The organism is Flavobacterium aciduliphilum, from assembly GCF_003268855.1.
GTDB classification, from domain to species: domain Bacteria; phylum Bacteroidota; class Bacteroidia; order Flavobacteriales; family Flavobacteriaceae; genus Flavobacterium; species Flavobacterium aciduliphilum.
Genome location: NZ_QLSZ01000006.1, coordinates 1 through 16,879, shown reverse-complemented (window position 1 = coordinate 16,879; position 16,879 = coordinate 1). Strand labels below are relative to the sequence as shown.

The window sequence follows — 16,879 nt, the reverse complement described above, 5'->3', positions numbered from 1 at the left end:
ATTATAAGAAACATGAAGCCTATCCAAGAATTATCTTTTCTTGCGATTTCATCAATAGATTTAGTTCCAAAATTTATAATCCAAATCGTTACATTGCCAATAAAATGACATATCAATCTCGAATACAACACTTTTTCTTATTTTAAAAAAACCAATGAGCCACAAAAATTGCAGTTATCACACAAATCAAATCCACTAAAAGCATAGTTCCTAAAGCATAACGGGTGTTTTTGATGTTTACCGAACCGAAATAAACCGCAATGACATAAAATGTACTTTCGGCACTGCATTGAAAAATACTACTCAATCGACCGGTCATGGAATCGGCTCCAAAGGTATTCATCGAATCAATCAAAAATCCTCGGGAACCCGCAGAACTAAACGGTCTAAGTAAGGCTACCGGTAGTGCATCTGTAATTTCTTTACTCACTCCCATATTTGAAAATCCAAAAGCAATCCAATTACTGATGATTTCAAACAAGCCACTATTTCTAAATAAAGAAATGGCTACCAACATACCCATCACATAGGGAAAAATAGTAACTCCTGTTTTGATTCCGTTATTTGCGCCTGTTACAAAAGCTTCAAAAACTGTGGTTTTGGCTTCTATAAACATTTTTTCTTTGGCAAAAGAAAAGAGCAAGGTAAATACAATGATTCCCACCAAGATTAATCCTGAGAGATTCGCTGTGAAAGCATTTTTTTGTATTAAATCTAAATGATTCACATACAGCAACAATCCAACGATAGTTGCTATTAGAACCATTAAAACCGCTACTAATGAAGCACTTTTGAAATTGATTTTTTGTTTGATACCTACTATTAGAAAAGCTGCAATGGTTCCAATAAAAGAGGTAATAATACAAGGTAACATAACGTCTGCAGGATTGCTTGCGTTGGCTGCCGCACGATACCCAATTATAGACGTAGCAATCAAGGTAAGTCCGGAAGCATGCAAGCACATAAACATGATTTGAGCATCACTTGCTTTTTCTTTTTCGGGATTCAATTCCTGCAAACTTTCCATGGCTTTCAATCCAAAAGGAGTTGCTGCCGAATCCAATCCGAGGAAATTAGCAGCAAAATTCAACGTCATATAAGAAATAGACGGGTGATTTTTGGGAAGACTTGGGAAGACTTTGACAAACACTGGACTTAAAATTTTAGCTAATTTCCCAGAAGCACCAGATATAATTAAAAGCTCCATCAAACCACAGAAAAAAGCTAAATAAGCGATTAAGGGCAGTATTAAATCAACTAGGGTATTTTTACAGGTTGGCAATAATCCATCGGCTTTTTGAACCCCACTGTATATTTTGATAGTTTTGTTTTTATACACATACGATGTGTCAATATTGGTGGTATCACGATTAATAACCATTGCTTGATCAGGTGCTTTTTCAATACTATCTTTGATAAAAACAGGAACCTGATTTAGGTATTTTTCTGAAATCAAAATGGGATCATCTTTCTTTCCGTTCAATACATAATCAATAGTGTGGTTGTTTCCCGTAAATAAACTTACAACAACAAAAAGAATTGACGAAATGAAAATAGTCAGCCAGAATCTACTTAATACCATGATTTGTTTTTTTGTAAATATAACTATTAATAAAAAACTAGCATTGATTCACAGATTAATTTAAATACCAGAAAATAATTTTTGATACACCTTTAATCCAATTTAGTTGGAAAGTATTAAAATTTCAAAATCTATGAATCTGTAGCTAATTTAACTAAACGTGAATGATCTCATCCGCTATCAATAAATCTTCTCTTCTTAGACGTAAAAAGACCTGAGCCACAGCAATAACATCTTTTTCGCAGTAAACCACAATTCTATCAATGTCTTTTTCGACATAAAATACATATCCCACTTGACTCCCATCAATATCGTCTTTTGATGTAGGAATTCTCAATACTTTTGTTAATAATTTTAGAGACGTAAAATGCTTATAATCGCCAAATTTCCATAATTCGAGTGTGTCCAAATGTGGAATTTCCCAAGGCTTTTTGCCGAATAAGTTCAATTTTTCTGGCAAATTCATTTGGTTGATAATCATTCTCCTAGCTATAAAAGGGATATCAAATTCTTTTATATTGTGACCACACAAAACATATTGTGCTCCACTAAAATGATTAGAAAGTAGATTCGTGAAATCGTGTAATATCTTTTTTTCGGTTCCAAAAAAAGACGTTACTCTAAAATTTCTTACATCTCCTTTCACAACAAAATATCCCACAGAAATACAGACAATTTTTCCAAATTCTGCCCATATTCCAGCTCTATCATAAAATGCTTCAGGAGTAAAGTCTTCTTTTCGTTGGTATTGGGTTTTGAGATCCCATAGGTGCTTTGTTTCTTGGTCTAAAGATTCAAAGTTTTCTTGTTCTGGTACCGTTTCAATATCAAGAAACAAGAGGTTTTCAAGTCGAAGTTTGTCAATCATACTACAAATTTATTTGGCGTTTATACTATATAATCATACTGATTTACATCAGTTTATAATGCGAAGTACGTAAATTTTTTTCAAAGTGCAAAAAAATATTTCTTATTCATCAAATAATGTTGGCTGTTTTGATGAACTTTCATGATCAAGAAGCCATTTTTTACGCCATAATCCACCCGCATATCCTGTGAGTGAGCCATCGCTTCCAATTACTCGGTGGCAGGGAATTACAATCCAAAGTGGATTTTTCCCATTGGCTGAGGCGACGGCTCGAATGGCTTTAACATCGCCAAGTTTTTTTGATAATTCGAGATACGTTAGCGTTTTTCCAAATGGGATATTACACAATTCTTGCCATACTTTTTGTTGAAAATCGGTTCCCTTAGGAGTTATTTTAAAATCAAAATTAGTTCGCTTCCCTTCAAAATATTCTTGAAGTTGACACACTGTGTTTTGCAATTCCTTTGGGATTATTTCTGATACTTCACCTTCGTCAATCACTGAAATTTCAGAAATCCCCGTTGCATTACCTACTATTTTGGCAATCCCTAGAGGCGACTTAATAAAGACGATTTGTTGCATTTTTTTGAGATTAAAGATATTACTTTATACATAAAAAAAACCTGCAACTTCATACATTGCAGGGGAACAAATTTTGTTTTCGTTGAAAATTATTTTCCTTGGCTCAAGACATACGCTTCTAAGGCTTGTCTTTCTTCATCAGTAAAGTTTTTTGTCAAAGCAAAATTAGCTTTCATCACTTCAAATTGACTCGGATCTACTAAAGGCTTTTCATTTCCTTTCAAGAATGTGGCAATACTTGCTTTTTTCTCGTTATATATCTTAGCGATTTCCTTTAGACTAGGCCCTACTAATTTCACATCGGGTTTGTGACACGTAGCACAAGTTCCTTTGCCTTCAAAAATTTCTTTTCCTTTGGTTTCCATTGGTGAGGCAACAGTTTCAGATTGGACTGATTCTTTAGCAGCTTTTTTACCAAAATCTTGATCTTCTTTTTTACCGCCACAACTACTTGTAAAAACAAACAATGCAACAAATAAAACAGTTGTTATAAACGCTTTCATTTTTATAATTTTAATACCTTCAAAAGTAACTTGATTTCGAAATCTAAAATATGATTAATATCAGTATAAACTTTGGTTTAATAATATAGCAGCTTCTTTAGCAAAGTAGGTCGAAATTAAACTCGCTCCTGCTCTCTTGATGCACATCAATTGTTCCATCATGATTTTGTCATGGTCTAACCAACCTCTTTCGGAAGCGGCTTTAATCATGGCATACTCGCCTGAAACATGAAAAACCGTCACGGGAACTTGCACAGCATTTTTAACTTCTCGAACGATATCCAAATATGCAATTCCGGGTTTTACCATCACCATATCAGCACCTTCTTCCACATCCATCAAGGCTTCTTTGACGGCTTCGATACGATTGGCATAATCCATTTGATAGGTTTTTTTATCTTTTGGAACTTCTATATCGGCTTCTTTTGGTGCGCTGTCTAACGCATCACGAAAAGGTCCGTAAAACGCCGACGCATATTTAGCCGAATAGCTCATAATGCCCACATTTGAGAAACCAGCAGCATCCAAACCTTGACGTAATCGCAACACACGTCCGTCCATCATGTCACTTGGTGCTACAAAATCGGCCCCCGCTTGTGCATGAGAAACAGCCATTTTTACTAAAGCCTCATTGGTTGCATCGTTGGCAACATCACCGTTTTCGATAATGCCGTCGTGACCATAAATAGAATACGGATCCAATGCCACATCGGGCATCACAATCATTTTTGGACAAGCTTTTTTGATTTCACGAATGGCGCGTTGCATCAATCCGTTGGGATTCCACGCTTCTTTTCCTGTATTATCTTTTAACGATTCGTCGACTTTTACGTAGATGTTTACTGCACGAATTCCGAGTGCGAAAAGCTCCTTAACTTCTTCAACCGTTAAATCGATAGAACGACGAAAAATCCCTGGCATGGATGGGATTTCGACTTTATAATTTTCGCCTTCAGCAATGAACATCGGAAACATAAAATCACTTGGACTTAATGTGGTCTCGCGCACTAATGAACGAATGGATTCGTTAACGCGTAATCTTCTACCTCTTTGTAATGGGAACATATTAATAATGTATTATTTTTTATTTTTATCTTGAAATTTCTCAGTTTCTATATCTTTAATAGAAATCCATTTTTTTTTAGTATTAAAATCAAACAATTCATTATGAATATCAGATTCGACAATACCAACAGTAAAAACATTCCCTTCTAAAATTCTTTTAAAAATATCATAAGATATTCTTGAAGCATTATAACTATTTGATGGAATATTAGTGGTTTCATGGGAAAGATTCAAGCCTACTGTAAATTGTATATATTCATCTGCATTAATAAAATAAGCATATTTATCTTCATAATTGCTTACAGTAACTGATAACTCTAATAATTGTTTCTTATTAAATAAAGCACTTCTTACCCAATAGTTGAGATTATAACCAACAGTCAATTCTCTTCTACTTTCATTTTTTATTAAATATAATATGATACAATTTTCATTTTTATAAAAAATTATATTCAGACTTGGGTTCAATTTTATAATCATTATCCAAAAGGTCTTTTACTTTTACAACTCCATTCTTTTTAAGAATTTCTTCATATTCATAATACAATTTTTCACTCTCCATTGGCATCATATTCTCAATTAATTTTTTTATATTAATATTATTCATCAATCTTCAATCCAATCCATAGGGTTTTCTAATACTTTAATTAATTTTTCTTCTTCACTTCCCGCAACAGGATGATGGTCGTAAACCCATTGCACATGCGGTGGCAACGACATTAAAATACTCTCAATGCGCCCATTGGTTTTGAGTCCAAACAAGGTGCCTTTATCGTGAACCAAATTAAATTCCACATAACGCCCTCGACGGATTTCTTGCCACATAAGTTGTGAGGCTGTATATTCTAAATTTTTTCTTCTTTCAACAATTGGAACGTAAGCCTCTAGAAAACTATTTCCTACTTCAGTAACAAAATTGTACCAATCTTCCATTTTCATAGTTTCCGTTTCTTTGCAATAGTCAAAGAATAACCCACCTAATCCACGTGCTTCATTTCTGTGTGCGTTCCAAAAATACGTATCGCATTGCTTTTTAAATTTTGGATAAAACTCTGGATTGTGTTTGTCGCAAGCGGTTTTACACGTTTGATGAAAATGTTTTGCATCATCTTCAAATATATAATAGGGCGTTATATCTTGTCCGCCACCAAACCATGAATTGATTACGTTTCCATTATCATCGTACATTTCAAAATAACGCCAATTAGCGTGAACGGTTGGCACCATTGGGCTTTTCGGATGGATTACCAAACTCAAACCGCAGGCAAAAAAATCGGCTTCACCCATGTTGAAAAGTTGCTGCATGGAATCGGGTAATTTTCCATGAACGGCTGAAATATTTACGCCTCCTTTTTCAAAAACATTCCCGTTTTCTATCACTCGTGTTCTTCCGCCACCGCCTTCGGGTCGTTCCCAAATATCTTCTCGGAATTTGGCCACGCCATCTACTTCCTCAAGTTTGGAAGTGATTTGGTTTTGGAGTTGAAGAATGTATTGGTAGAATTTGTTTTTCATTATTGTTATATTAATTACAGAGGCAAACTATTATTAACACTAGTCTTTATTCTAATTTTTCAAATCTATATTTAAAAATAAAACTAAAACAAATTAAAATTGGTAAAGCAAGCCAAGCTGTAAATACTAATTCCAATCCATTTTGACTACCAGAACCGTAACAAATTGTTTTTCCACTTGTGAAAAATTGTGCAAAGCAACCTTGAAGAGAAATATATTCAATAAAATTAAAAAACGTCAATTTTGCAAGTGTTGGCTTTTTAGTTTTTTCAATATTTTTTATAAAAAATATAGGAGAAACAATTGAAATTATAGTTGTCAGGATCCATAAAGATTTCCAATATGTTTCACATTCAATATTTAGCTTGTTAGTTAGAAATTGGAATAAGAAAAATAAAATTGCTGTGAATCCTGGTATAAAAACCCCAATAACACAAGAGATTAAAGTTGGTTTTAAAAAGTTAAATTTCATTTTTTTCTCTGTTTTAGTATAGAATTACAGTTAACCTAAATCCCGATTCTTTGTACTATGATTTATATTCCTTCACCGCCTCAACAAAAGCTTTCGCATGATCTACTGGAATGTTTGGTAAAATTCCGTGACCAAGATTTACTATATAATTGTCTTTACCGAATTCGTCTATCATTTGATGTACCATTTTTTTGATGGTTGGAATGGGAGATAACAATCTTGATGGATCAAAGTTTCCTTGCAACGTGATGTTTCCACCTGATAAATACCGAGCGTTTCTCGCCGAACACGTCCAATCTACTCCTAATGCTGATGCTTTCGATTTGGACATTTCTCCTAGAGCAAACCAACATCCTTTTCCGAAAACGATGACTTTGGTGTCTTCCGCTAAAGCTTCTACAATTTGGTTGATGTATTGCCAAGAAAATTCTTGATAATCTACTGGTGACAACATCCCTCCCCAAGAATCGAAAATTTGTATGGCGTTGCATCCTGCTTTTACTTTTTCTTTTAAATACAAGATGGTCGTATCGGTAATTTTTTGCAATAAGCTGTGTGCCGCTACTGGATTGGAGAAACAAAATCCTTTGGCAGTGTCATAACTTTTTGATCCTTTCCCTTCCACGGCATAACAGAAAATCGTCCACGGCGAACCAGCAAAACCAATAAGAGGCACCTCATCATTCAACATTTCTTTGGTTAATTTTACGGCGTCCATCACATAGCCTAAGGTTTCTTGAATGTTGGGAACATACACTTGATTCACTTGTTCCATAGTTCGGATTGGATTGGGAATAATGGGTCCCAAATTATCCTTCAATTCAACATGAATTCCCATAGCACGGGGCACCACCAAAATATCAGAAAATAAAATAGCCGCATCGGGTTGTACAATTCGAATAGGCTGTACCGTAATTTCGGCTGCCAATTCGGGGGTTTCACAACGCGTGAAAAAATCATATTTATCTCGTAACGCTCTGAATTCTGGCAAGTATCTTCCTGCTTGACGCATCATCCAAACCGGCGGACGTTCTACCGTTTCATTATTTAAAGCTCTTAAAAATAAGTCGTTTTTGATCATTTTTTATTATTTAACCCTTCAAGGGTGCTGGTTAATATAACATTCTATAACTTCCTCAATCACGTTATCAACAGAGGGTTGATCTGCAATGATGATGTTGTTAATTTCTTTTTCTTCTAAAGCTTCTGCAGTAGTCTCACCAATACAAAAGCACATTTCGTTTTTTATAGTATTTGATTTTAAATAACTTTCAACGGCAGACGGACTGAAAAATAGTATTCCATCAAATTTATGAGGTACTTTTTTTGAAATGAGGTTGGTTTCATACACCTCAATTTCATCACATTTAATTCCGTTTTCCTTTAAGGTAGTTGGCAACACATCTCTTCGTAAATTACCACAAAAAAACGTGTACTGTTCCTTGTTGTAAATCAATGAAATTATTTCTGCTAAATCGGAGGCATAGTCTGTGTGAACACCTACATTAAATCCGTTTTCTTCCAACAAAGATTTGGTTTTTAATCCAACAGCAAATACATTTTTGTTTTTAAGTTCGCTGCATTTTGGATGTTGTAACACACTTTTAACGGCATTTTGACTGGTGAAAATCAAATTGTCGTTTACTACAGATTGCTTCGTTCCTCGTAAAAACAGTTCGAACTTCTTGATTTTTGTTTCAATGAAATCTTCCTCAATTAAAGTAATATTGGCGTCTAGTAAGGCGCGCTTTTGATTGGGTAAAAGCTTTTTGGTGGATAATATATGAATGGGTTTTGTCATTGTTTTTTTGGAACACAGATTTAAGAAATCTGAAATATTTATTTTTTTAGCATCTTTTTAATTTCAGCCATTAATTCGGTTCCGCCATTATTCAGAATTTCTTGTGCTGCATGAAATCCTAGTTTTTTCCATTCTGTAATAGCGACTATTTTTTCTACTTCTATTTTTTGTTTTCCGTCAACAGATAGCAAAACTCCTTTGAAATCGAGAGTGTCTTCTTTCTCATTATATTTTGCAATAGCTCCAATTGGCGCAGTACATCCGCCTTCTAAAGTTCGTAAAAATTGTCTTTCTATATAAGTGCAAATTTCAGTTTCAATATGATTTAATTGCGATAATGCGTCTAACGTAAAGTCATCATCAGCCATAGCAACAACGACCATAGCGCCTTGTGCAGGTGCTGGAATCATCCAATCGAGATTGATACAGTTTTCAGGTTTTAAGTTGATTCTTTCTAGTCCTGCTGCTGCAAAAACTGCTCCGTGCCAATCATTATCCTGCACTTTTTGCATTCTCGTATTGACATTTCCTCGTAAATCGACCACCGTATGATTTGGATATTTATGCCACCATTGGGCTTGTCTTCGTAAACTCCCAGTGGCTATGGTAGCATCGCTTTCAAGAAAATCGATGTTTCCTTTATGAACCAAAACATCTAAAATATTCGCTCTTTCTAGAACCGCTGCTTGAACAATTCCGTTTGGCAATGCTGTTGGAACATCTTTCATCGAATGTACGGCAATATCCACTTGACCATTAATCATGGCAAGGTCTAATGTTTTTGTGAAAATTCCGGTAATTCCAAGTTCGTAGAGGGGTTTATCGAGAATAATATCCCCTTGTGATTTTACCGCAATGATTTCCGTTTTATAGCCTAAATCATTCAGTTGCTTTTGAACGGTGTGTGCTTGCCAAAGAGCCAATTCACTATCACGAGTTCCAATTCTTATTGTTTTTTGAGTCATATTTTTTTGTAAACCCTTGAGAACAGACGATACATTTAAGGATTCGTATTTAATTTTTAGAAAACTTTCTCTTGTTCTAACTGAAAAACTTTTTCAATCCATTCGATACCATCTTCCATAGAATCTTGCTCTTTGAGATGATTCACAAATTGATTGGTAATTTTTTGGATAATTCTATTGCTGATTAACTCGGCTTGTTCCTCATCAAAGTTAGGTATTTTTTTTCGTTGAAAATTCAATTCTCCTTCTTTAATGGAATTTAATTTTGCCTTGAGCGCATGAATCGTGGGGGCAAATTTTCGCTGTTTAGTCCATGCTAAAAATTCTTCCATTATGTCTTCAATAATAGCCTCAGCTGCTGGAATATGTTGTTTTCTGTTTTCTAAAGTTTCGTCTGTGATTTGCGACAAGTGATCCATGTGAACCAGAGTTACTCCTTCGATATCTTGAACATTTTCATGAACATTTTTAGGAATTGATAAATCCAATATCAAAAGAGGTTTTTTAAGATTCAAAATGGCTTTATCAATCGTCGGATTTTGAGCACCCGTAGCCACTACAACTACATCAGCTTTTTGCAATTCCAACTGCAAATCGGCATAATCTTTTACAATAACATTAAGTTTCTTAGCCAGCTTTTCGGCTTTATCTTTAGTTCTATTAATGAGTGTAATATGATTGTGCTTGGTGTGTTTTACTAAGTTCTCACACGTATTTCTACCAATTTTTCCAGTTCCAAAAAGTAGAATATTCTTATTAGCAACATCTTCTACGTTTTTAAAAATGTATTGTACTGAGGCAAAAGAAACGGATGTCGCACCAGAAGAAATCTCGGTTTCTGTTTTGATTTTTTTACTGGCTTGAATGACAGAATTAACCAATCGTTCGAGAAAATTATTATCTAAATGATGTTGTTTGCTGTAGGCAAAAGCCGCTTTCAATTGGCTGATGATTTCAAAATCACCCAAGATTTGACTATCCAAGCCTGTGCCCACGCGAAACATGTGTGTCACAGCCTCTTTCCCTTTATAGACGTACGCTACATTCTGAAAGTCTTCTACCGTGCCTTGACTGTTCTCACAAAGTAGTTTGATGAGTTGAAACGGATGTTGGGCAAAACCAAAAATCTCTGTTCTGTTACACGTAGAGGTAACAAGCATCGCTTCGATTCCCTCTTTTTTTGCCTGTGTCAGTAAATTATCTTGAGCTGTGGTGTCCAAACTAAATTTACCTCTCATTTCAGCATCAGCCTTTTTATAACTCAACCCAATGGCATAAAAAGTATTGTGCTTAACAATGTTTCCGTTTTCCATTTTTTACTCTTTACCTAAAAGTGATACAAAGTTATCCGTATCCTATTATCAAAAATAACGCTAAAAGTACTTTTTATGTCGATTTGCGATTTTTAAGTTAAATTTAATTTTTTAGCGTTATTTATTTTATTTTTGTAGAAAAATAAAGCATTTGAATGATTTTTATATAGATTAATTCTAAATAACACACCTCTCATTTTGGGTGCTCTTATTTTAATTTAAGTAAAAAAATATCGCTATGGGTGCTACTGAAGAAATTAAAATTGAAAATGACTTCTTATTGATTCGTTTTCAAAACGATAGTGCTGAACATTATCATGTCAAGAGACCGATTAGTCAAGGCTTAATTCAATTTCATTTTGGGATTAAAGGAAAAGCCAAATTTGTATTTAACGATGGAAATTATGCGCTGGACTTGAAAGAAGAAAAATCGTTATTGTTTTACAATCCGCAAAAAGAACTTCCCTTAGATTTAGAATTAGCTCCAAACACTTGGGTGATTTCTGTGATTGTTTCGATACAAAAATTTCATAGTTTATTTTCAAATGAAGCGCAAAACATTCCGTTTTTAAGTAAAGAAAACAAAGACCGTAAATATTACAAAGAAAACGATATCAGTCCTTCGATGGCCATTGTTTTGAGTCAATTGTTTCATTATCATTTGAATCCTTCCATTAAAAACCTATACTATAAAGGAAAAGGGTACGAATTATTAAGCTTATTTTTTAATCGTTCCGAAGACCCAAATGCGGAGCAATGTCCGTTTTTAATTGATGAAGAGAATGTCTTAAAAATTAAAAAAGCCAAAGAACTTGTCATTCAAAACATGGCAGAACCACCAGGATTGGATGAATTAGCCGAACAAGTTGGTCTAAGTTTGAAAAAATTAAAAATGGGTTTCAAACAAATTTATGGAGACACTGTTTATGGATTTTTAGTTGACTACAAAATGGATTATGCTCGACGTTTACTAGATAGTGGTTCCTATAATGTAAACGAAGTAGGCTTAAAAATTGGATACAGCACAGGAAGTCATTTTATAGCCGCTTTCAAAAAGAAATTTGGAACGACTCCAAAAAAGTATTTGATGTCAATCAACGCTAACATATAAGATTAAAACAATTAATTAAAACACATCCTTGAAGCGTTTGTAGCCCTTCAAGAGTTAAAAAAACAACATCATGAAAGGAGTATTACTTGTAAATTTAGGTTCACCCGAAAGTCCAACACCAAAAGACGTAAAGCCATATTTAGATGAATTTTTAATGGATAAATACGTGATAGACGTTCCCTATTTATTACGGGCTTTACTCGTTCGTGGGATTATTTTGCAAACACGACCCAAAAAATCGGCACATGCTTACGCACAAATTTGGACAGATGAAGGGTCTCCTTTAATTGTTTTTTCCAAACGAATGCATGAAAAAGTCCAACGATTGGTTGATCTTCCCGTAGCATTAGCCATGCGTTATGGCACCATGTCCATCGAAAAAGGCTTGCGAGAACTGAGTGAAAAAGGCGTTACTGAAGTAATGCTCTTGGCGTTATATCCACAATATGCTATGGCCTCTACGACAACCATTTGGGAATTGGCAAACGAATTAGTGCGAACGAAGTTTCCAAAAATGACATTGACTAAAGTTCCAGCGTTTTATAACAAACCCGATTTTATTCAAGTCCTAGCGAATTCAATAAAAAAACATCTGGAAGGCTTCGAATACGATCATTTGTTGTTTTCGTATCATGGCATTCCGAAGCGTCATATTCGAAAAACAGATGTAACCAAGTCGCATTGCAAAATTGACGGCTCTTGTTGTAATACGCCTTCGCCAGCACACGAGTTTTGTTATCGTCATCAATGTTATGAAACCACCAAGCAAGTAGTTAAATTATTGGGTATTCCTGAAGGAAAATACAGTCAAACCTTTCAATCGCGTTTGGCTGGAGACAAATGGTTAACTCCCTATACAGATGTGGAAATAAACAAAATGCCAGCACAAGGCATCACAAAATTGGCTGTGGTAACTCCTGCTTTTGTGGCGGATTGTTTAGAAACTTTGGAAGAAATTGCCATGCGCGCTAATGAAGAATTTATTGAAAATGGTGGCAAAGAATTTTTGGCAGTTCCGTGTTTGAATGATGAAGATGAATGGTGTGAAGTAGTAGCAAATTGGATTCAAGATTTTAAAACAAAATAGAGAAAACACACAAACAATTATGGCAAAAAGGAAAAATAGTCAAGCAGAATTTGTCAAATGGTTTGGACCATTACTTGATGCTTTAAGAGATTTAGGCGGTTCAGCAAAACCTCGTGAAGCTTCAGATAAAATAGCTGAAAAACTAAACTTAAATGATGAAAAATTAAACGAATCATTGAATTCTGGACAATCAAGATATTACAATCAAGTTGCTTGGGCTAGACAATATTTAGCATGGGAAGGTCTTCTAGATACATCGCAACATGGTATTTGGGCTTTATCACAAAAAGGCGAAAAAACATACTTAGATGATAATGAGTCAAGAGCTATTTTTCTTAAATGGGTTGACATTCACAGAAAAGCAAAAAAAAATAAAAGTGAAAATGAAATATTAGAAGAACAAGAGGAAAATGAACCTGATGCCTTTCAAAACACAAATCCTACCGACTTATTACAAGTACTTCAAAGCGTTTCGCCTTATGGATTTGAAAGAATTTGTCAAAGGTTGTTGAGAGAATCAGGATTTGAGAGAGTTGTTGTTACTGGACAATCTCATGATGGGGGAATAGATGGTCATGGTATTCTAGAAATCAATCCTTTTGTAAGCTTTAAAGTTTTGTTTCAATGTAAACGATATAAAGGTACTGTTTCTAGATCACAAGTAGGTGATTTTAGAAATGCTATGATTGGTAGAGCTGAGAAGGGTATAATTATTACTACTGGAACCTTTTCATCTGATGCTGTAAAAGAAGCAAATAGAGATGGAGCCCCTCAAATCGAACTAGTTGATGGAGAAAAATTAGTAGAAATGTTTAAAAAGGTTGAACTTGGTGTTAAACCAAAAACTGTTTATGAAGTTGATTTATCTTTTTTTGAACCCTATATGGATAAGTAAAACTATAACCTTTACAATATTGAAAACAAAATAAAAATGGAACTCTACAACTACATAAAATCGCTTCATCTCATCTTTGTAATCACCTGGTTTGCCGGATTGTTTTACATCGTTCGTTTGTTTGTGTATCAAATTGAAGCCAACGAAAAACCCACTCCTGAACGTGAAATTCTGTTAAATCAATATAAAATCATGGCCTATCGTCTTTGGTACATCATCACATGGCCTAGTGCCCTCCTAGCTAGTTTTTTTGCCTTTTGGATGTTGTTTTTTTCGAAAATAGGAAATGCTTGGTTGCACATGCCATGGATGCATGTGAAATTAGGATTTGTATTCCTTTTATATTTGTATCATCTCAAATGCCATCAAATTTACAAGCAATTGCAAAATGACACTTTCAAATATACGTCCAACTTCATGCGACTATGGAATGAAGGGGCGACCATAATTTTATTTGCAGTCGTTTTTTTAGTAATTTTAAAAAATGAATTGAATTGGATTTATGGCGTGGTAGGAATTGTTTTGTTCTCCATTCTCATAATGCTTGGATTCAAATTTTATAAACGGATACGAGAAAAAAAGTAATTAGTAAATGGTGAAAAGCTAATTACTATTCACTAATCATTATAAAATGAAAAACTTCAAAATGTCAATGCTTTCGCTTCGAATTAGGATTTTCCTATCGATGATTGTATTGATATTGATTGCGTCGATTTTAATGGCCTCCATATCGGTAATTCAGTTTAAAAACGAGGCAAGAAGGTATCATCAAGAGCGTTTAGACCGAAAAGAAGATGCCGTAAAAGAACATATCAATTATATTTTATCCAATTCGACCTACCCACTTACAGAGCGTAATCTTCCTTTAATTTTCAAAGATAAAATTCACGAACTCTCAGACATTCACAACGTTGAAATCAACATCTACAGTTTGAATGGAACTCTTTTGAAATCCTCTAAAGCGTCGTTTTCTGTAGATAATGCGGCACCGCCTCTTCCGAACTATGTTATAAAATTGGTCCAATCCTCCATTGAAAAAAGATATATAGACATTAAAAGAGAAGATGGAGTAAAAATACGATCGTCCTATAGTCAAATTAAAGATGATAAATTTAAGCCCCTAGGTATCCTAAATTTACCTTATGTAGAGGACGATAGTTTTTATGAAAGTGAAATACAAGATTTCTTAGTACGATTGAGTCAGGTCTATTTCTTAATGTTGATTATAGCATTTGCCTTAGCCTATTTTTTATCGAGTTACATCACCAAATCGTTAAAAACAATATCCGATAAGATAAATGAGACCAGTTTGGATCAAAAGAATGAAAAGATCGTTATTGAAGCAAATAGTCGTGAAATTAATTCACTGATTAAAGCCTACAATGCCATGGTGGATAAATTGGAAGAAAGTGCTGCGATGCTTGCCCAATCGGAACGAGAACAAGCTTGGCGAGAAATGGCAAAACAAGTAGCTCATGAAATTAAGAATCCGTTGACCCCCATGCGCCTAACCGTACAAAATTTTCAAAGAAAATTCAATCCAGAAGCTCCCGATTTAAATCAAAAACTTAATGATTACACAAAAACACTTATACAACAAATCGATACGATGTCGGCTGTAGCCTCTGCTTTCTCTAACTTTGCTTCGATGCCTGCTCAACAAAATGAAACGTTGAACGTGGTTGAAGTTGTTGAGTTTTCACTAGATATATTTAACGAAGATTACATTAAATTTGAATGTGATGCGAAGGAAATTATTACTGTGATGGATCGGACACAACTCATAAGAATTATAACGAACTTGGTAAAAAATGCGATACAAGCTATCCCTGAAAATCAAACAAATAAGTCGATTATAGTTTCAGTCAAACGCAAAAATAACTTCGTTGCCATTATAGTAAAGGATAATGGTATCGGTATTGAAAAAGCGAATATTGAACATATTTTTGAACCAAAGTTTACTACAAAAACCAGTGGCATGGGCCTTGGGTTGGGAATTATAAAAAACATCATTGAAAATTATAAAGGAACAATTACTTTTGAAACTAAATATGGTAGAGGGACATCCTTTATTGTTTTACTACCAATTACTTAACAACTATACCTATGGAATTTGAAAACATCTTAATTACAACAGAAGAAGGAATCGGGTGGATTACCATCAATCGTCCTACTAAACTTAATGCCTTAAATGTAGCTACTATTAATGAACTTCATGAAGGCCTAAAATCACTAGATCAAGACAACGAAATTAAAGCAATCATCATCACTGGATCGGGTGATAAAGCTTTTGTTGCAGGTGCTGATATTTCTGAATTCGCTAACTTTACTGTAGCACAAGGGGCAAAACTTGCTGAAAATGGACAAAATCTTTTGTTTGATTACATCGAAAACTTAACAACACCTGTCATAGCTGCTGTTAACGGATTTGCCTTAGGAGGAGGTTTAGAACTTGCCATGGCATGTCATTTTAGAGTAGCCTCAGAAAACGCAAAAATGGGGCTTCCAGAGGTATCATTAGGCGTTATTCCGGGATATGGTGGCACACAACGGCTTCCACAATTAATTGGAAAAGGACGTGCTATGGAATTAATTATGACCGCAGGGATGATTACTGCAGCAGATGCCTATCGAACCGGTTTAGTCAATCATGTTGTGCCTCAGGAAGAACTATTGGAATTCACCAAATCGATAGCAACCCGAATCCTAAAAAATTCGCCTGTAGCCATTGGGCATGCTATTACAGCTGTAAATGCAAATTTTAAAGAGGGCGTAAATGGATTTAAAACAGAAATAGATGCTTTTGGAACTTGCTTTGGAACCAATGACTTTAAAGAGGGAACAACGGCATTTTTAGAAAAAAGAAAAGCAGTTTTTAACGGAAACTAAGCCTAACTTATTGAAAAAAAAGGCCTCGTATTCAAAATACGAGGCCTTTATACTTTTTGGCTGAACTTTTTTATAGACTAGACAATAAAAAAATCTCCTCCATCCGAGGAGATTTTTTAGTTTTTTGTAAATTAACTATCTTTTAATCACACGAAGTGTTTTAGTGTTTTCCCCTTGAGTTACAATCACGTTGTATACTCCAGATGGATAACGCTCTCCTAATTGAAGTTC

The 16,879-nt window shown here is 34.6% G+C and carries 19 protein-coding genes; 6 read left to right on the top strand and 13 right to left on the bottom strand.

From position 1 onward, the window contains the following. Positions 1–142: 142 nt before the first annotated feature. The 13 genes from CLV55_RS07515 to hemA all read right to left on the bottom strand — a co-directional run bounded on the left by CLV55_RS07515 (position 143) and on the right by hemA (position 10,666). Positions 143–1,582, bottom strand: a complete 1,440-nt coding sequence (locus CLV55_RS07515; RefSeq protein ID WP_112113144.1) for a nucleoside recognition domain-containing protein — start codon at positions 1,580–1,582, stop codon at positions 143–145. 154 nt (positions 1,583–1,736) lie between these two features. After that, positions 1,737–2,450: a 3'-5' exonuclease gene (locus CLV55_RS07510; protein WP_112113143.1), complete on the bottom strand. Its 714-nt coding sequence runs from the start codon at positions 2,448–2,450 to the stop codon at positions 1,737–1,739. 102 nt (positions 2,451–2,552) lie between these two features. Then, positions 2,553–3,032 (bottom strand): methylated-DNA--[protein]-cysteine S-methyltransferase, encoded by a 480-nt coding sequence (locus CLV55_RS07505; RefSeq protein ID WP_112113142.1) that lies wholly within the window; start codon positions 3,030–3,032, stop codon positions 2,553–2,555. Positions 3,033–3,121: 89 nt separating this feature from the next. After that, positions 3,122–3,535 (bottom strand): c-type cytochrome, encoded by a 414-nt coding sequence (locus CLV55_RS07500; protein ID WP_112113141.1) that lies wholly within the window; start codon positions 3,533–3,535, stop codon positions 3,122–3,124. Positions 3,536–3,595: 60 nt separating this feature from the next. Further along, positions 3,596–4,600: a porphobilinogen synthase gene (hemB, locus tag CLV55_RS07495; protein WP_112113140.1), complete on the bottom strand. Its 1,005-nt coding sequence runs from the start codon at positions 4,598–4,600 to the stop codon at positions 3,596–3,598. Between the two features lie 12 nt (positions 4,601–4,612). Beyond that, entirely contained in the window at positions 4,613–5,068 is a 456-nt protein-coding gene (locus CLV55_RS07490; RefSeq protein ID WP_146739552.1) for a hypothetical protein, read from the bottom strand. Continuing rightward, entirely contained in the window at positions 5,037–5,171 is a 135-nt protein-coding gene (locus CLV55_RS13035) for a hypothetical protein (protein ID WP_262510377.1), read from the bottom strand. Before CLV55_RS13035 ends, CLV55_RS07490 begins: the two co-directional genes overlap by 32 nt. 35 nt (positions 5,172–5,206) lie before the next feature. After that, positions 5,207–6,115 (bottom strand): oxygen-dependent coproporphyrinogen oxidase, encoded by a 909-nt coding sequence (hemF, locus tag CLV55_RS07485; protein ID WP_112113138.1) that lies wholly within the window; start codon positions 6,113–6,115, stop codon positions 5,207–5,209. A gap of 46 nt (positions 6,116–6,161) precedes the next feature. Further along, positions 6,162–6,587 (bottom strand): hypothetical protein, encoded by a 426-nt coding sequence (locus CLV55_RS07480; RefSeq protein ID WP_112113137.1) that lies wholly within the window; start codon positions 6,585–6,587, stop codon positions 6,162–6,164. Between the two features lie 55 nt (positions 6,588–6,642). Next, positions 6,643–7,668 carry a uroporphyrinogen decarboxylase gene (hemE, locus tag CLV55_RS07475; protein WP_112113136.1) on the bottom strand — a complete coding sequence of 342 codons (1,026 nt, stop codon included), beginning with the start codon at positions 7,666–7,668 and terminating at the stop codon, positions 6,643–6,645. An 18-nt stretch (positions 7,669–7,686) separates the two neighbouring features. Then, on the bottom strand, positions 7,687–8,388 hold the full coding sequence (locus tag CLV55_RS07470; protein WP_112113135.1) for a uroporphyrinogen-III synthase: 702 nt from the start codon (positions 8,386–8,388) through the stop codon (positions 7,687–7,689). Positions 8,389–8,426: 38 nt separating this feature from the next. Next, positions 8,427–9,353 (bottom strand): hydroxymethylbilane synthase, encoded by a 927-nt coding sequence (hemC, locus tag CLV55_RS07465; protein ID WP_112113134.1) that lies wholly within the window; start codon positions 9,351–9,353, stop codon positions 8,427–8,429. A gap of 56 nt (positions 9,354–9,409) precedes the next feature. Beyond that, positions 9,410–10,666 carry a glutamyl-tRNA reductase gene (hemA, locus tag CLV55_RS07460; protein ID WP_112113133.1) on the bottom strand — a complete coding sequence of 419 codons (1,257 nt, stop codon included), beginning with the start codon at positions 10,664–10,666 and terminating at the stop codon, positions 9,410–9,412. Between the two features lie 238 nt (positions 10,667–10,904). Between hemA and CLV55_RS07455 the strand changes: the two genes are divergently transcribed. The 6 genes from CLV55_RS07455 (at position 10,905) to CLV55_RS07430 (ending at position 16,648) form a co-directional block, all read left to right on the top strand. Next, positions 10,905–11,777: an AraC family transcriptional regulator gene (locus CLV55_RS07455; RefSeq protein ID WP_112113132.1), complete on the top strand. Its 873-nt coding sequence runs from the start codon at positions 10,905–10,907 to the stop codon at positions 11,775–11,777. A 70-nt stretch (positions 11,778–11,847) separates the two neighbouring features. Further along, the gene (gene hemH / locus CLV55_RS07450) at positions 11,848–12,864 is read left to right on the top strand and encodes a ferrochelatase (protein ID WP_112113131.1); all 1,017 of its coding nucleotides are present in this window, start codon (positions 11,848–11,850) and stop codon (positions 12,862–12,864) included. Between the two features lie 19 nt (positions 12,865–12,883). Further along, entirely contained in the window at positions 12,884–13,759 is an 876-nt protein-coding gene (locus CLV55_RS07445) for a restriction endonuclease (RefSeq protein WP_112113130.1), read from the top strand. 36 nt (positions 13,760–13,795) lie between these two features. Further along, positions 13,796–14,344 (top strand): CopD family protein, encoded by a 549-nt coding sequence (locus CLV55_RS07440; protein ID WP_112113129.1) that lies wholly within the window; start codon positions 13,796–13,798, stop codon positions 14,342–14,344. A gap of 100 nt (positions 14,345–14,444) precedes the next feature. Further along, a complete protein-coding gene (locus CLV55_RS07435) occupies positions 14,445–15,854 on the top strand; it encodes a sensor histidine kinase (protein ID WP_112113128.1) in 1,410 nt (469 codons plus the stop codon). A gap of 11 nt (positions 15,855–15,865) precedes the next feature. After that, on the top strand, positions 15,866–16,648 hold the full coding sequence (locus CLV55_RS07430) for an enoyl-CoA hydratase/isomerase family protein (RefSeq protein ID WP_112113127.1): 783 nt from the start codon (positions 15,866–15,868) through the stop codon (positions 16,646–16,648). Positions 16,649–16,879 lie beyond the last annotated feature (231 nt).

Coding starts and splice junctions, on each gene's coding strand:
- CLV55_RS07515 (WP_112113144.1), bottom strand. CDS start 1,582: ATGGTATTAAGTAGATTCTGGCTGACTATTTTCATTTCGTCAATTCTT.
- CLV55_RS07510 (WP_112113143.1), bottom strand. CDS start 2,450: ATGATTGACAAACTTCGACTTGAAAACCTCTTGTTTCTTGATATTGAA.
- CLV55_RS07505 (WP_112113142.1), bottom strand. CDS start 3,032: ATGCAACAAATCGTCTTTATTAAGTCGCCTCTAGGGATTGCCAAAATA.
- CLV55_RS07500 (WP_112113141.1), bottom strand. CDS start 3,535: ATGAAAGCGTTTATAACAACTGTTTTATTTGTTGCATTGTTTGTTTTT.
- hemB (WP_112113140.1), bottom strand. CDS start 4,600: ATGTTCCCATTACAAAGAGGTAGAAGATTACGCGTTAACGAATCCATT.
- CLV55_RS13035 (WP_262510377.1), bottom strand. CDS start 5,171: ATGATGCCAATGGAGAGTGAAAAATTGTATTATGAATATGAAGAAATT.
- hemF (WP_112113138.1), bottom strand. CDS start 6,115: ATGAAAAACAAATTCTACCAATACATTCTTCAACTCCAAAACCAAATC.
- CLV55_RS07480 (WP_112113137.1), bottom strand. CDS start 6,587: ATGAAATTTAACTTTTTAAAACCAACTTTAATCTCTTGTGTTATTGGG.
- hemE (WP_112113136.1), bottom strand. CDS start 7,668: ATGATCAAAAACGACTTATTTTTAAGAGCTTTAAATAATGAAACGGTA.
- CLV55_RS07470 (WP_112113135.1), bottom strand. CDS start 8,388: ATGACAAAACCCATTCATATATTATCCACCAAAAAGCTTTTACCCAAT.
- hemC (WP_112113134.1), bottom strand. CDS start 9,353: ATGACTCAAAAAACAATAAGAATTGGAACTCGTGATAGTGAATTGGCT.
- hemA (WP_112113133.1), bottom strand. CDS start 10,666: ATGGAAAACGGAAACATTGTTAAGCACAATACTTTTTATGCCATTGGG.
- CLV55_RS07455 (WP_112113132.1), top strand. CDS start 10,905: ATGGGTGCTACTGAAGAAATTAAAATTGAAAATGACTTCTTATTGATT.
- hemH (WP_112113131.1), top strand. CDS start 11,848: ATGAAAGGAGTATTACTTGTAAATTTAGGTTCACCCGAAAGTCCAACA.
- CLV55_RS07445 (WP_112113130.1), top strand. CDS start 12,884: ATGGCAAAAAGGAAAAATAGTCAAGCAGAATTTGTCAAATGGTTTGGA.
- CLV55_RS07440 (WP_112113129.1), top strand. CDS start 13,796: ATGGAACTCTACAACTACATAAAATCGCTTCATCTCATCTTTGTAATC.
- CLV55_RS07435 (WP_112113128.1), top strand. CDS start 14,445: ATGATTGTATTGATATTGATTGCGTCGATTTTAATGGCCTCCATATCG.
- CLV55_RS07430 (WP_112113127.1), top strand. CDS start 15,866: ATGGAATTTGAAAACATCTTAATTACAACAGAAGAAGGAATCGGGTGG.